Origin of the sequence: Natronomonas marina (genome assembly GCF_024298905.1) — an archaeon.
Lineage (GTDB): Archaea > Halobacteriota > Halobacteria > Halobacteriales > Haloarculaceae > Natronomonas > Natronomonas marina.
On sequence record NZ_CP101154.1, the window covers coordinates 172,964 to 187,904 of the forward strand.

11 protein-coding genes are annotated in these 14,941 nt (G+C 64.2%); 6 read left to right on the forward strand and 5 right to left on the reverse strand.

Annotation, left to right across the window (positions count from 1 at the left end; translation table 11 throughout):
* Positions 1-57: 57 nt before the first annotated feature.
* Complete coding sequence (locus NLF94_RS00890) at positions 58-1,626, forward strand: ABC1 kinase family protein (protein WP_350355838.1); 1,569 nt, start codon at positions 58-60, stop codon at positions 1,624-1,626.
* 172 nt (positions 1,627-1,798) lie between these two features.
* Here the strand turns inward: NLF94_RS00890 and NLF94_RS00895 are convergent, their stop codons facing one another.
* A complete protein-coding gene (locus NLF94_RS00895; protein WP_254839575.1) occupies positions 1,799-2,338 on the reverse strand; it encodes a DUF1684 domain-containing protein in 540 nt (179 codons plus the stop codon).
* 100 nt (positions 2,339-2,438) lie between these two features.
* On the opposite strand from NLF94_RS00895, the gene NLF94_RS00900 reads away from it, so the two are divergent.
* The 3 genes from NLF94_RS00900 to NLF94_RS00910 all read left to right on the forward strand — a co-directional run bounded on the left by NLF94_RS00900 (position 2,439) and on the right by NLF94_RS00910 (position 7,238).
* The gene (locus NLF94_RS00900) at positions 2,439-3,788 is read left to right on the forward strand and encodes an FAD-dependent oxidoreductase (protein ID WP_254839576.1); all 1,350 of its coding nucleotides are present in this window, start codon (positions 2,439-2,441) and stop codon (positions 3,786-3,788) included.
* Positions 3,789-3,986: 198 nt separating this feature from the next.
* Positions 3,987-5,771: an adenosylcobalamin-dependent ribonucleoside-diphosphate reductase gene (locus tag NLF94_RS00905; protein WP_254839577.1), complete on the forward strand. Its 1,785-nt coding sequence runs from the start codon at positions 3,987-3,989 to the stop codon at positions 5,769-5,771.
* A gap of 405 nt (positions 5,772-6,176) precedes the next feature.
* On the forward strand, positions 6,177-7,238 hold the full coding sequence (locus tag NLF94_RS00910) for an APC family permease (RefSeq protein WP_254839578.1): 1,062 nt from the start codon (positions 6,177-6,179) through the stop codon (positions 7,236-7,238).
* A gap of 464 nt (positions 7,239-7,702) precedes the next feature.
* Here the strand turns inward: NLF94_RS00910 and NLF94_RS00915 are convergent, their stop codons facing one another.
* Positions 7,703-7,945: a YgaP family membrane protein gene (locus tag NLF94_RS00915; protein WP_254839579.1), complete on the reverse strand. Its 243-nt coding sequence runs from the start codon at positions 7,943-7,945 to the stop codon at positions 7,703-7,705.
* 115 nt (positions 7,946-8,060) lie between these two features.
* Between NLF94_RS00915 and NLF94_RS21100 the strand changes: the two genes are divergently transcribed.
* Entirely contained in the window at positions 8,061-8,549 is a 489-nt protein-coding gene (locus NLF94_RS21100) for a DUF8147 domain-containing protein (protein ID WP_491562642.1), read from the forward strand.
* Between the two features lie 119 nt (positions 8,550-8,668).
* Here the strand turns inward: NLF94_RS21100 and NLF94_RS00925 are convergent, their stop codons facing one another.
* The 3 genes from NLF94_RS00925 to NLF94_RS00935 form a co-directional block, all read right to left on the reverse strand.
* Entirely contained in the window at positions 8,669-9,298 is a 630-nt protein-coding gene (locus NLF94_RS00925; protein ID WP_254839581.1) for a class I SAM-dependent methyltransferase, read from the reverse strand.
* A gap of 244 nt (positions 9,299-9,542) precedes the next feature.
* Complete coding sequence (locus NLF94_RS00930) at positions 9,543-12,161, reverse strand: valine--tRNA ligase (RefSeq protein ID WP_254839582.1); 2,619 nt, start codon at positions 12,159-12,161, stop codon at positions 9,543-9,545.
* 135 nt (positions 12,162-12,296) lie between these two features.
* Positions 12,297-13,775 carry an alpha/beta hydrolase family protein gene (locus tag NLF94_RS00935; protein WP_254839583.1) on the reverse strand — a complete coding sequence of 493 codons (1,479 nt, stop codon included), beginning with the start codon at positions 13,773-13,775 and terminating at the stop codon, positions 12,297-12,299.
* Between the two features lie 120 nt (positions 13,776-13,895).
* Here NLF94_RS00935 and NLF94_RS00940 point away from each other — a divergent pair, with 120 nt between their 5' ends.
* The gene (locus NLF94_RS00940; protein ID WP_254839584.1) at positions 13,896-14,798 is read left to right on the forward strand and encodes a decarboxylating 6-phosphogluconate dehydrogenase; all 903 of its coding nucleotides are present in this window, start codon (positions 13,896-13,898) and stop codon (positions 14,796-14,798) included.
* Positions 14,799-14,941 lie beyond the last annotated feature (143 nt).

Genomic DNA, 14,941 nt, shown 5'->3' on the forward strand with positions numbered 1-14,941 from the left:
TTCGAAAGCGAGGTATGTATCGCGAGCCAATCTCAATAAGCCATCATTTCCGGTAGAATGAGTGGGTTGTTTCGCCGGTATCTGGCCGTGCTCTTTCGGTTCCTGCCCTTTGCGTTGGCGTTCCTCCGTGACCGGCGGCGGTTCGTCCTGTTCGGCTCACGAAGACGAGTTGCAGAGGCGACACACCGACGGAGAGCCGAACGGATGCGTGACACGATGCTCGAACTGGGACCGGCATTCATCAAAGTCGGGCAGGTCCTCTCGACACGCCCCGATATCGTCCCCCCGATCTATGCCGACGTTTTCCGAAGCCTCCAGGATGAAGTCCCGGAAGACGCTGGGGGAGACCCGAAGCGGGTCGTCGCCGAAGAACTCGGCGACGAACTCGATCGGTCGACACTCGAACCGATCGCCGGTGGATCACTCGCGTACGTATACACTGCCGACTATCGGGGTGAGCGAATCGCACTGAAGGTGCGACGTCCCGGACTGAAACCCGTGATCGAGCGTGACCTTCGGGTCGTCAGCGGACTGATTCCGCTGGTGAGCCTCTTTGCGAGCGAACGCCAGCAGTATTCGATCGAAAACGCCGCCGACGACTTCGAGGATATAATCTTGAACGAGTTGGATTTCGACCGGGAAGGGGCGATCATGGCTGACATCAGGGAGAACTTCGTCGACGACGACCGGGTCGTCGTCCCCGACGTCTATGAACACCTGTCCTCGGAGCGCGTGCTGGCGATGGAGTACCTGACCGGACGGAAGATAACAGACGACGACGCTTTCGACGATGTCGACGTGACGCCACACGAGATGGCAACGCGGATCATCGAGGTGTATCTGGAGATGGGTCTCGTCGACGGGGTGTTCCACGCTGACCCCCATCCTGGTAACCTTGCCGTCACGGACGACGGCTGTCTGCTACTCTTCGACTTCGGTATGAGCGAACGCATTCCGGACACCGTTCAGGAGGATATCATCGGGCTCTACCGGGCGCTCGTCCGTCGCGACGTGGACGCGTTGACAGACGCGCTCATCGCACTCGATGTCCTCGAACCACACGTCAATCGCGTCGAGGTCGGTCGGGTTCTCGAACTCGTCATCGAGAATCTCGAAGGCCGATCGGAGATCACCTGGCGGATGATCATCACGGAGTTGACGACGATGCTCCGTGACTTTCCGTTTCGTATCCCGCCGGACGTGATGCTACTAATCCGGGTCGGGACCGTCGGTGAAGGCGTCTGCCGGCAGCTCGACCCCGAGTTCGACTTTCTCAGGGTCGTTCGCTCCTTCCTCGTCGAGCAGGGACTCATCGAGAGCGAACTCGACGCGATCGTCGAAGAGACGTGGACGGACATTCGGCGGTCGCTTCCCGCACTGGCGCGAGTCCCGTCCCGATTCGATCGAACGTTGTCCCGACTCGAACGTGGCGAAGTGGTCGTCCGTACCGAGCCAGTCGATGGACCGAGGTCGGGTGATCACGAACTCGGATATGCGGTGCTCGCCGGAGCACTCGTCGTGGCAGCGGCGATTCTGACGTTCCACGACCGAGCGTACGAGCTCCCTGTGCTCGCTGTCGCAGCCGGGTTTCTCCTCGTCTACCTCGTCCGGCGTCGGATGTCGTAACCTCCCTGACTCAGCGGTTGTCCAGGGGAACAGAGCAGAGGATCGGTTCGGAGGTCGGGAGCGAGAACGGCGGCAATGTCGGTGAACCGAGTCACTCGATCGGCTGTGCTTCCGATTCACGGCCTCGTCGATCAGATCGATGAGCGTCGTTCGTTCTCACTCCGATAGAGTTCTACTCGTAGGCCTTTTCGCCCGCTCTGATGGCTACCTCGAGCCAATTCTCCGTCGGCGGAAGCGGGCATTCGTAGTGGTCGGAATACGCACAGGTGGGATTGTACGCCTCGTTGAAATCGAGAATCCACGCGTCGTCGTCCGTCCGGTGGGTACCCGCTTCGAGATCGAGATACCGGCCTGCACTGTAGGTTTCCTCACCACTCGTCGCATCCCGAAATGGCACCCACAACCGACCGTCCTCGGGGTCACTCTTGTACGCCTGGAGCGTAACGGTCTTCCCGTCGATCTCGAATCGGAACTCCCCCCATCGAAGATAGTCCTGCTCGCCTCCAGTGCTCGTTCCGACCGTTATCGTTTCCTTGTCCTCGTGCTCGTGTAGCGGCAGTTCGAAGCGGTACGCCTCCTGTGGTGGATAATACTCCAGCCCGTCGAACGACTCTCTTTCCTCCGGCGGAATCGGTGAATGGGAATTCGTTCCAAAGTAGTCGTCTTTCGCCGCTCGTTCCTCTCGAATAGCGGTCTTCCAGTCCACTACCATACGAATAGGTTCGTCGCTGCTGGTTTCTATGGGTTCGGCAATTCCTCGTTGCTAAGAATGGTCTCCCGACTCTTAGCGGATCGGTCACGTAATCCGAGGTATGACGGAGACTTTCGTCGTCATCGGTGGGGACGCCGCCGGGATGAGTGCCGCGAGCAAAGCCAGACGCGAAGATCCCGATCTCGAGATTATCGTCTTCGAGAAGGGAGACTGGGTGTCGTACGCCGCGTGTGGGATGCCGTATTACGTGAAAGGCGACGTCGACTCGCTGGACGACCTCGTCCAGGTCACCCCCGACGCCTTCCGAACCGAGCGGGACATCGATCTGCGGACGAATCACGAAGTAGTCGATATCGATCCCGAGGGACGGACGGTGACGGTTTCGACGAGCGACGACCGGTTCGAGCAGCCGTACGACCAGCTACTCGTCGCAACAGGGGCTCGAGCAATTGAACCGCCGTTCGACGGCATGGACCTCGAGGGGGTGTTCACCATCCACGACATGGACGAGGCCGATGCGATTCACACGTACGTGACGGAGACCGACCCCGAGACGGCAGCCATCGTCGGCGGCGGCTACGTGGGAATCGAAATGGCCGAGGCACTCGCCGACCGCGGACTGGACATCCACCTGTTCGAGATGCTTCCACACGTTCTCCAGCCGTTCGGCGAGTCAGTCGCGACGGTCGTCGAAGACCACCTTCGAGAACAGGACGTCGAACTTCATCTGGACACCCCGGTAGAAGGATTCGGCGGCGAAGGAACCGTCACCTCGGTCGACCTCGATTCGGGGACGGTACCGGCCGACATAGTCATCGTCGGCGTCGAACCGAACGTCGAACTCGCCGCGGACGCCGGCATCGAGACCGGCGAAACGGGAGCCATCGCCACTGACGAGTACGGCCGCACGAACTACGAGACCGTCTTCGCAGCGGGGGACTGTGCCGAGGCGACAAACGTCGTCACCGGGAAGCCCGACCACGTCCCGCTCGCACTGACAGCAAACCGTGCGGGACGGGCGATCGGCCAGACGGTCACGGGGACGCCGACGAAAGTGGGTGAAATCGCCGGCACGGCAATCGTGAAAGCGTTCGACCTCGGCGCAGCGCGAACGGGTGTTCTCGACGAGGCGCGTGCTCGTGACGTAGGGTTCGACCCGACGTCCGTCGAGATCAGCGCATCGACGCGGGCCCATTACTATCCCGGTGCAGAAGAACTGACGGTCACGCTCGTCGCGGATCGCGAATCAGAGCGCGTTCTCGGGGCGAGTGTCGTCGGGCGCGAAGGAGCAAAACGGATCGATACGGCCGCAACCGCACTCCACGCGGACCTGACTGTGCGAGAGGTAGCGGGCCTCGACCTGGCGTATGCACCACCGTTCAGCCCCGTCTGGGATCCGATCGCGACCGCAGCCAAGGTACTTGCGGGCTCGCTGGAGGAGTCAACGTGACGCCCTCGATCTCCGCGCCGTAGTTGCTGGTGGTTCGTCTTGGAAGTCAGTTCCGGCGATTACGAACGTCTGGGATATTTCGAGCGGTACTCCCGACCAGCCTGTCGCTGGATAGCTGCTGACCACTTTCGAGTCACGCTCCGCCGACGGACGCCCATTTGCGGAGCGTCGCTGGAGTGATTCTACGGATTTTTCAGAGTGTGGGGGCTGAGACCACATCTTAAGAGAATGCATGACCCGTCTAGAGCTATGGTATCACTCGACAGTGTTGCCGAGACCGTCCTCCACAGGCGGTATCTGCGACAAGACGAGGACGGAACGGTGATCGAAACGCCGGACGAGATGTTTCATCGGGTCGCAGCAGACCTCGCGACTGCCGAGGCGACGTTCGGGGGCGACGTCGACGCGACCGAAGAGCGATTTTACGAGGCGATCAGCAATCTCGACTTTCTCCCCTCGTCGCCGGTCCTCATGAACGCTGGAACCGAACTCCAGCAACTCGCCGCCTGCTTCGTTCTGCCGGTCGAGGACTCGATCGAATCGATTTTCACGGCCGTCAAGCAGACGGCACTCATCCACCAGAGCGGCGGTGGTACCGGCTTTTCGTTTTCCCATCTGCGCCCCGAGGGCGACGTCGTGAAGAAAACCGGCGGCGTCGCGTCGGGACCGGTGAGCTTTATGAAAATCTTCGATGCCGCGACCGAGCAGATCAAGCAGGGCGGTCGCCGTCGCGGCGCCAACATGGGTGTGCTCGAGGTCACTCATCCCGACGTCGAGGAGTTCATCGCCATCAAGTCGGACGACGGCGACGTGCTGCGGAACTTCAACCTCTCCGTGGCGACGACCGCCGAGTTCTGGGAGGCGTACGCGTCGGGGGACGCCTACGAGGTCGTGAACCCGCGAACGGACGCGGTCGTTCGGCGGGCCGACCCCGATACGATCCTCGATCACGTTGCCGAGGCAGCGTGGGAGACCGGTGATCCGGGAATGTTGTTCCTCGATACGATCAACGAACACAATCCGACGCCCCAGCTCGGACGGATCGAGGCGACGAATCCCTGCGGCGAGGTGCCCGAACTCCCGTACGAGGCGTGCATCCTGGGATCGATCAACCTCGGCCGGCATACCGATGGCGAGGAGGTCGACTGGGAGAAACTCCGCGAGACCATCCACCTCGGCGTGCGTTTTCTCGACGACGCGATCGAGATGTCGACGTTCCCCGTCTCCGACATCGAGGAGATGGTGACCAAAACGCGCAGACTGGGCCTCGGCGTGATGGGCTTGCAGGACATGCTCGTCGATCTCCAAATCCCGTATTTCTCCGAGGACGCCGTCGACTTTGCGGACGAGTTGATGGCGTTCATTCACGAGCACTCGTGGGCGGCGTCCCGGCAACTGGCGGACGAACGCGAGCCGTTCCCGGCGTGGGAGGACTCGATCCGCGAGGAGCCGATGCGGAACGCAACCACCACGTCGATCGCTCCCACGGGGTCGATCTCACTCATCGCGGGCTGTTCGGCCGGCATCGAACCCATCTACAACGTGGCCTACACGAAGCAGGTGATGGGCGGGCTGGAGATGGTCAACGACCGTTTCGTCGACATCGCGACGGAACGGGGCTTCTACTCCGGCGAGCTCATGGAGGACCTCCACGGTCGAACGACGATCCAGGACGTCGAGGCGATTCCGGACGACGTGAAACTGCTGTTCCAGACGGCCCACGATGTCCCCGCAGACCACCACCTTCGGGTTCAAGCAGCGTTTCAAAAACACGTCGACAACGCCGTGAGCAAGACGGTGAACCTCCCCCAATCTGCGTCCGTCGAGGACGTCAAAGAGGTTTTTCTGTCCGCGCGCGACCTCGATATCAAGGGCATCACCGTCTTCCGGAGTGGCGCAACATCCGAACAGGTGCTCGGTGAAAGCCCACTCAAAGAGGAGTGCGTGGGTGAATGCGATTACGTCGCACCTCGCCAGGAGTAGTGCGCACGAAGGCGGGGTTTCTCCGTCGGAGCAACGGAGACGTCACCATCCGTGGCTCCCGAGTCCTCCCCCAGAGCGATTCGATCGGCCGAATGACACATTGGACTGCCTTCGGAACACGATACAACGGTCCCGTCTCACCGAGATAACGTACGACTGCAGACACCGGTGACGTCTCATCGCTCCGGTTGCGTCCATCACGATACCGATACCGAGGTATTCGATGAATCGAGCAATTCGCTTGGGGTCCATGCAGGGTCGCTTCGCCTCCAGCTAGATACGAAATCCGTGCATCGCCGCGGCCGTGACCACGCGGCCACCTCTCTCCTCGCGCTTTGATCGTTCACGATACGTGTCAAATACCGCACAACGTGCTTTTATGCCGACTGCGAGACGTGGCGACTGATGCCGGAGTTACGTCGCGAACTCGGACTCCTCGAAGCCGTCGTCTACGGCGTTGGCCTGATTCTCGGCGCCGGAATTTACGCGATTCTCGGCGAGGCGACGGGCGTGACCGGTGGCTCGATAGTGATTTCGTTTCTGCTGGCCGCCCTGATCGCGTCACTGACGGGGTTGAGCTATGCCGAACTCGCGTCGCTGTTCCCCAAAGCGGAAGGCGATTACATCTACGTTCGAGAGGCGTTCGACCGGGAGATCATCTCGGACGTGACGGCACTCGGACGGCTGTTCATGGGCGTCATTTCGTCCGCAGCAGTGGCGTTGGCCTTCTCGGGCTATCTCTCTGCCTTCGTCGACGTGCCGCCAATCCCGATCGCCGTTCTCCTCGTCGTCGTCATGACCGGCGTCAACTACTGGGGGATCGAATTGTCTACCAAAATAAACATCCTCTTTACCGGCATCGAGGTCGCCGGATTACTGATAATCATCTGGATCGCGAGTGGCTCCTGGGGCAACGCCGAGGTCCTCCACGCGCCGAACGGCGCGTTCGGCGTCATCCAGGCTGGGTTTCTGATCTTCTTCGCCTATCTCGGCTTCGGATCGATCGTCAACCTCTCCGAAGAGACCGAAGACGCGACCGTGACGATTCCGCGTGCGATTCTCCTCTCTATCGGCATCACGACGCTCCTGTACGTGCTGGTTGGATTGTCGGCGGTTGCGCTGGTCGACTGGCGCGTTCTGGGTCGTTCGGCGTCGCCGCTGGCAGCGGTTGCCCGGGTCGGGTGGGGACCACTCGGGTCGACGGTGCTCGGTGCGATCGCTCTTTTCTCGACCACCAACACTGTACTCATTCTCCAGATTTCGACCTCGCGCCTGTTCTACGGCGTGTCGAAATCGGAGTACCATGTGTTCCCCGAGGTCTTCTCTCGCGTTCACTCGACTCGGCAAACGCCCCACTATGCAGTAGTGGTAGTCGGACTCCTCACGGTTCCTTCGTTTTCCTCGGCGACATCGGAATCGTGGCCGGATTGGCCAACCTCATGCTGTTGGTCGTCTTCGTACTGGTGAACGCCGCGTTGCTGAAACTCCGGTATTCACGGCCGGATCTGGAACGGGGGTTTCGAACGCCGCTCAACGTCGGCCAGCTGTCGATCACCGCGGTTGCGGGGCTGGTCTCGTGTCTCGGATTGATCGTGTTCTACGTACTCACGTGGTAACGTGACTGCCGATTCGAACGACCACTCTGGAGGCTCGACTTCTCCGGGAAGCACGGTCGTTTGCTGTTCGTGGAAACAGGAAACGCTCCTCCGTCTCCCATCGAATCGGAGTGAATCGGCCGACCACGAGAGCAGCGGCTTGAGGAGCGTGATGCCGTACATGATCCCGACACCGACGAGAATGATACCGATGGAGAACCGTGTTAGACTCCTCTCTGAACGGTAGATGCTCTACATCGGGCACCGGCTGAACGAACTACCGGAACGGTGCGAAACGTGGCGGGCTGAAGACGGCGGATGTACGCACCGACGGCTTCAGCGACCGCGAGTTTTGTACGTGTTCACTCCCAGCACGCTGTTGATCGGACACGTTCTGGTGTAGCTGGTCACGAGCAGAATCACTCCGATGAGCGCGAGTATCAGCGCCATCAGCGCCTGTGGGACCGGACCCACGGCGACGCGCACCATCCCCGCATAGCCGAGGACCCCTGCGACGAGGGCCACCGCGCCGATCACGAGCCGCGCGATCCGGTCGTAGCCGCCGACGTTTTTCTCCATGATGAGCCTCCGACCCGTATTTCGGAATTTCAACGTATAAACACCCACGCAGAATCCCACTCGGCGAGGAGAACACCTTTTGCCACCGATATTCGGAGGTGCCAGTTCCGGTTCGGTGAAGCTGATCGATCCGAAAACGGCGGGGTCGGTCGACGACGGGCCGTGGATTCCCACCGATCGGGAATCCAGGGGTGGTTGTAAGGGCCACAGAACCCCACCGGACTGTATCAATACCCGACCCCCGGTTCTCGGTGTCGCCTGCGGGATCACGACCCTCCTCCTCGTGGGGGCGTTGACGATCTCGGTCCTCGGTAGCCAGTACGGCGAGAGCCCCGGCGTCGGCATCCTGGGTCTGTTCAGTGGCGTCGTTGCAGGCCTGATAGCCGCAGTCGTCGTCGGAGTCACGGCCGACCGCTTCGAGGGGTGGGCCGCGTCGGCGCTCGTCGCCTACGGAACGTTCGGCGCCGCGTTCCTCGGCATTGCAGGAGTACAGTACGTCAACGTTCCGGGCGCCGACGATCTGTTTGCCTTCCGAATCCACCTGTTGACGAGTTTGCTACTCGCAGTCGTCGTCGCGGGAGTCGACCATCGCGGGCGGGCGTAGTTCACCAACGGATGTCGATCAGCGATAGCTGTCGACCATCGACACGATTGCGCGGCCGGCTCCCCTGTCACGGCGCGTGTCTCCACCAGTCGAGGCGCTCCAGTCGTGGGCTATGGCCGCTACGGGGTTGCCTTGATCCCGACGAAGGACCCCTCTCCATACCCTTCTTCGACCGGTTCACGCTCGTCGAGTTCGCCAGGCCAGTGGTAGATGGTCTGGACGAACTCGAACTCCGAGAATCCCGCAACTTCGAGCGCGTCGACGAGTTCGTCGGTCGAGACGAACACCGCCTCACGGTAGAACGGGTTCTCCGACTTCTTCTCCTGATAGATCTGACCGACGGGACTGTCCTTGTCGATGTAGCCGATGACGAGCGATCCGTCCGGGGCCAGCACCCGCCGGGCTTCAGCCAACGTCTGGGGGATGTCGTCGACGAAACAGATCGTCGTGACGATCAGCGCAGTGTCGAACGCCCCGTCTCCGAACGGCAGCGATTCGGCGACGCCTTCGACGACGTCGATTCCCCGCTCGTGGGCTCGTACCAGCATGTTGCCAGCAGGATCGACTCCCACCTGCATCCCGAGCGGGGCCGCAAACCGGGCGCTTCCGACGCCGATCTCGACCCCGAATCCCGGCTGCGGAATCAGTCGCTGGAGCGCCTCGACTTCGGACTGATAGGCGGCTTCGTGTGTGTCGAACCAGCCTTCGTATCGCTCGGTGTATCGTTCGAATGGATCCGTCTTGGGCATGCTAGTCGTTCGCGCGGAGGCCCCTTACGAGTACTGGAGACCGGTCGGCGCATCCCGAGCCTGTTGGTGGTGCTTTCCCTCCGTATCTCCACGCTTCGCCCGGGGTCCGGCATCGATCGCTGACGGGACGCTGCCGCAGTCGACTCCCTGGCGGTTCGCCGCTGGTCTTTTCGGGGCGCTCCGTGTCGTCGAGTCCCCTTCCTCTCCTCCCGCGGGGTGTCCCGTCTCGCTTCGCGCGACGACGCTACTCGAACACCAGCACCGTCGTCTCTCCGGCTTCGAGGACGACGACCTCCTCGCCGCTCTCGGCCCGCTGTTCTTCGAGGACGTCGAACATCTCGGCTTCGACGGCCACCGTCTCGCCGTCGAGGTCGAGTTCGACGTGGCCCTTCGTTTCCAGTTCGGCCTGGAGTTCCGCGGGGTCGGCCGTCTCCAGTGCGGCGACGACGTCGCCGGCCTGCTCGCGGAACGCCGGCCCGAGTTCGCTGTGATCGACGTCGACGCCGACGGGTACCATCTCGATACTCGGGGCGCCCTCCTCCATGTAGACCGGCCCGTTGACGGCCTCGGCGAGGTCGTAGGTGTCCAGCGGCCGCTCCTCGTCGAGGTAGACCTCGATTCGGTCGAGGTCGGCGTTCAGCGGCTTGCCCTCGTCGGACTTCCAGCCCCGGACGCTGGCGGCGACGGTTGCGACGACGGCGCCGCGCTCGGCCGCCTCGGGGTCGGACGCCCGCGGCTCCGGCCACGCGGCACCGTGGACGCTGCCCTCGGTCGGCAGGTGGCTCCAGATCTCCTCGGTGATGAACGGCGCGAACGGGGCGAGCATCCGCAGTGACGCCGAAAGCGCCGTGTAGAGGGCGTGCTCGGCGGCCTTCCGCTCGCCAGGTCGACCCTCGTAGAGCCGCCCCTTCACGAGTTCGAGGTAGTCGTCGGCCAGGTCGTGCCAGACGAAGTCCCGAATCTCCCGAAGCGCGCTGTCGAACCGGTACTCGTCCATGTCCTCGGCGACCGATTCGGCCACCTCGGCACACCGCGAGAGTATCCAGTGGTCGGCGTCGCGGTAGGCGGGGTCCGTGATTTCGGGAGTCGACTCGTCGACGTGCCCGGCCGCGAACTTCGTGATGTTCCACAGTTTCGTCTGGAACCGACTCGCCGAGGTGACCTCCTTCCACTGGAACTGGATGTCGGTTCCGGGCTGGCCGCCCAGCGCCATCGCCTGGCGGAAGGCGTCGGCGCCGTACTCGGCGACGACTTCCTCGGGCTGGACGAAGTTCCCGCGGGATTTGGACATCTTGTTGCCGTCCTCGCCGAACACCATCCCGTTGATGAGCGCGTCCTCCCAGGGGTAGGTGCCGGTGACCGCCGCCGTTCGGAGGATGGTGTAGAAGGCCCACGTCCGGATGATGTCGTGGCCCTGCTCGCGCAACTGGACCGGCTCGAACGTCTCCTCGGGCCAGCCAGCGACGTACAGCGGCGAGATAGAGGAGTCCATCCAGGTGTCCATCACGTCGGTCTCGCCGTCCCACTCGTCGCCGCCACAGTCGGGACAGTCGCCGACGGCCGGCGCCTCCGTCGTCGGGTCGACGGGCACCTCCGCCTCGCTCGCTATCTCGACGTGGCCGCAGTCGGCACACTCCCAGGCCGGAATCGGCGTCGCAAAGACGCGCTGCCGTGAGATGACCCAGTCCCACTCCATGCCCTCCGTCCAGTCCTCCAGGCGGTCGTACATGTGCTCGGGGTACCACTCGACCTCCCGGGCAGTCTCGAGTATCTCCGCCTCGTCGACCTCGACGAACCACTGCTCCCGCGAGAGGATCTCGATGGGCGTATCGCAGCGCCAGCACTGCCCGACCGACTGCTCGGTCGGTTCCTCCCTGTCGAGGTGGCCCGACCTCTCGAGTGCGGTCGCTATCTCGTCTTTCGCCTCGTCGATGGTCAGCCCCTCGAACTCGCCGGCGAGGTCGTCGAGGTGGCCGTCCTCGGTGAACGCCGACCGCAACTCGAGGTCGTGCTCGCTCCACCAGTCGACGTCCTGCTTGTCCCCGAACGTACAGATCATGACGGCACCGGTGCCGAACTCGGCGTCGACGTCGTCGTCGGCGATGAGTTCGACCTCCTGGCCGAACAGCGGGACCTCGAAGGTGTCGCCGACGCGGTCGGCGTAGCGCTCGTCGTCGGGGTCGACGGCCATCCCGACGCAGGCCGGCAGCAACTCCGGGCGGGTCGTCGCTATCTCGATACCGTCGTTGTCGACGCCGTCGAAGGTGACGTAGTAGAGCGTCCCCTCGCTGTCCTCGTTTTCGACCTCGGCGTCGGCGATGGCCGTCTCACACCGGGGACACCAGTTGACCGGGTGTTCGTCCTGGTAGACGTAGCCGTCGTCGGCCATCTCGACGAAGGAACGCTGCGTCTCGCCCCAGTACTCCGGGGACATGGTCCGGAACTCGTGGTCCCAGTCCTGGGAGAACCCCAGCGTCAGCATCGTCTCCTTCATCGCGGCTATCTGCTCGTTGGTGTGCTCGATGCACCACTCGCGGAACTGCTCGCGGGAGACGTCCGTCCGGTGGATGCCGCGGTTCTCCTCGACCTTGACCTCCGTCGGCAGGCCGTGACAGTCCCACCCCTGCGGGAACAGGACGTCGTCGCCCCGGAGCCGATGGTACCGGGCCGCGAAGTCCATGTAACACCAGCCCAGCGCGTTGCCGATGTGGAGGTTGCCGGTCGGGTACGGCGGCGGCGTGTCGATGACGTAGTCGGGCCGCTCGGGATCGTCGTCGTAACTGTAGACGTCGGACTCCTGCCAGTGGTCGCGCCACCGCTGCTCTGCCGCCTCGGGGTCGTAGCTGTCTGGAACCTCGCTCATGATTGTGATGCGAAGACCCGTCGGTGGTCGGAACGTGCGTGCGCCTACGGAGAAGACGCGCGGTTACAGCCCACGTACTACCGACGAGGTCGCGCCCATACCGATCCGTGGGCTGTTCCCGGTATAAAAGTTCGCTTACTCGCGCCGTTGCTCGCCCGGAACCGCGGTGTCACACCCGTCTCGGACGTCCTCGCAGGCGTACTTGCGGCCGTTCCGACCGTCGAAGGCTCGTTTCGAGCGATAGTGGAAGCTCAGGTGGTCGCCCCACTCGTCGTCGGCCAGAAGCCGGTCGTCGGCGTCGCCGTATCCCGGTTCGTCCGGTTCCTTGAGCCAGCGGTCGAACCACGCGACCGTGTAGTGGTCCGCCAGGGCGTTGCCGAACCCCCAGGAGGTCGCGGGAAAGGTCGGCGTCCGCGACCACTCGTAGTGGGTGCCGCCCCGGACGACGAGCTGGTAGGCGGGGACGCCGTCGTCGCGCCACGCCGCGAAGCCGGTCGACCTGGCGTCGGGGTCGGGCGACTCGACGTGGGGCCGCGGCGTCAGGAAGTAGTCGCCCGACTGGCCCATCGCGGGCACACGGGGTTCGACCTCGCCGCCCGGCACCGTCTCCAGCAGCGTCGCGATGTCCTCGGCCTCCCGCTCGGGTCGCCTGGCCGCGATGTCGTCGCTTTCGCCGAGGTTGTCCCACGCGACGACGGCGCCGACGGGGTTGTCGCCGCCGGTCGGCCACGGGTCCAGCCCCTGGACGATGCTGGCGCCGATGGCGCCCGCGGAGTGGCCGGCGATGCCGACCCGAGAGCGGTCCAGACGGTCCGCAACCGGGTTGTACGGCTCGACCGGCGCGCCGTCGCCGCGGTCGTACTCCGCGTTCGGCGCGTACGGGGAGTCGGGCGTCGACCGGAAGAAGTCGACGGCGTCGACCTGGTTGGTGACGAACACCTCGCCGTCGGCGTTGCCGCCGCGCTGTCCGTCCGGCGTGACGCTGTCCGAGCGGCCCTGTCCGCGCGGGTCGTAGGTCAACACGACGTAGCCGGCGGCCACCAGCGACTGGGCGGCCCACCAGTAGAGCGGTTCGGGCGCCTGGACCGATCCGTTCGTGATGACGACGCCAGGCAGCCCACTCGTCGCGTTCCCCCGTCCGTCGGCGGCCGGCGCGTCGGTCGGCGTCCACAGGTGCCCCGAGAGGCGTGCGCCCTGCCGGTCGTAGAAGGCCACCCGGCGGCGCTCGCCGACGGTTCCGTAGAAGCCCCGCTCGTCGACGTCCCGGTAGAGGTCGGGGTCGCCCGTGCACTGCTCGCTCCAGGTCGCACAGAGGTTGGCGTGGCTCCGCCAGCCCGGTTCCTCGGCGACCCGCTCGGCGTACCGCTGGCCGTTCTGCCGGCTCCGCTCCTGCCACCGCCGCATGAATCCCGAGTCAGAGGCCTGCTCGGCCGGTGCCTCCCTAGTCTTCGCGTAGTTGCGGAGCTCCCGCTGGAGCCACTCCTCGTCGCCGTCGAGCCCGAGGAGGTCGGCTCCCGGAGCGGTAGCCGCTGCCCCACCGCCGGCGACGGCAGGTACGATTCCGGCCGTCGCGGCGAGCCGCAGCAGGATCCGTCGGGTGTACTGGCGTCGCATCCCTCGATCCAAACAATCACAACTATTCTCAAAGGGTTGTTGGCGCTTCTATCCGGCCATTTATGTCGAGTCGCCCGGCGGAACCACAACCCTCACCTGCCGGCGCGTCGAGGACCGGGTATGCAACTGGGCGTCATCGGCCTCGGGCGGATGGGGCGAATCGTCGTCGACAGGACACTCGCGGCCGGCCACGACGTCGTCGCCTTCGACCTCGACGAGTCGGCCGTCGAGGCGGCCGCCGACGCCGGCGCGACGCCCGCCGACTCCGTCGCCGACCTCGTCGACCGCCTCCCCGACGAGAAGCGAATCTGGCTCATGGTACCGGCCGGCGACCCCGTCGACGCCACCCTCGCGGACCTCGATCCCCACCTCGACGGCGACGACGTCGTCGTCGACGCCGGCAACTCCCACTTCGAGCGCTCCGTCGAGCGCGCCGAGGCCACGGACGCCGCCTACCTCGACTGCGGCACCTCCGGCGGTCCCGCCGGCGCCGAACTCGGCTTCTCGCTGATGGTCGGCGGTCCCGCGTGGGCCTACGAGGCGATGACACCCGTCTTCGACGCCGTCGCGACCGGTCCCGACGGCCACGACCGCATGGGACCGTCCGGGTCCGGCCACTACGTCAAGATGGTCCACAACGGTGTCGAGTACGCCCTGATGCAGGCCTACGGCGAGGGGTTCGAACTCCTCCACGAGGGCCGCTACGACCTCGACATGGAGACCGTCGCCCGCACCTGGAACAACGGCGCCGTCGTCCGGTCGTGGCTGCTGGAACTCTGCGAGGAGGCGTTCCGCGAGGAGGGGTCGGACCTCGGGACGGTCGCCGACCACGTCGCCGGTGGTTCGACCGGCACCTGGACCGTCCAGGAGGCGCTCGAACAGGAGGTGTCGGTGCCGCTCATCTACGAGGCGCTCGGCGAACGGTTCGACTCCCGCGTCGAGGACCCCGGGAAGTTCTCGCGGCGGCTGGCGAACCGGCTGCGGTACGGCTTCGGACGGCACGAGGTCCGGCGGACGGAGTAGCGCTGTCACCATCGACGGAGGCGTTGCTACCGATACTACCTCACGGGCCGAAAAGGCGGGACGCGTATCCGGGTCGAGGCGAAGGGGAACAGCATACTTCCGAGGTCGATGCCTGGCCGTCCTGTCTGTCAGAGATTTCGGCC